This window comes from Citrobacter sp. R-1.5.2, from assembly GCF_035064245.1.
Taxonomy (GTDB): domain Bacteria; phylum Pseudomonadota; class Gammaproteobacteria; order Enterobacterales; family Enterobacteriaceae; genus Citrobacter.
Genome location: NZ_JASEYC010000123.1, coordinates 1 through 230, shown reverse-complemented (window position 1 = coordinate 230; position 230 = coordinate 1). Strand labels below are relative to the sequence as shown.

Annotated in this window: 1 protein-coding gene; it reads left to right on the top strand. The window is 53.5% G+C overall.

Translation table 11 applies throughout. The features are described from left to right. Positions 1-230: type VI secretion system contractile sheath domain-containing protein (locus QMN38_RS27260; protein WP_323606447.1), on the top strand; the 230-nt coding region annotated here is incomplete at both ends.

Sequence of the window (230 nt, the reverse complement as noted above, 5' to 3'; positions counted from 1 at the left end):
CGTGAGACGGATGATGCCCGCTATATCGGTCTGGTGATGCCGCGTGTACTGGGCCGTCTGCCGTATGGTCCGGACACTGTACCAGTTCGTAGTTTCAACTATGTGGAAGAAGTTAAAGGTCCGGATCACAACAAATACCTGTGGACCAATGCCTCCTTTGCTTTTGCGGCCAACATGGTGCGCAGTTTTATCAGTAATGGCTGGTGTGTACAGATCCGCGGCCCACAGGC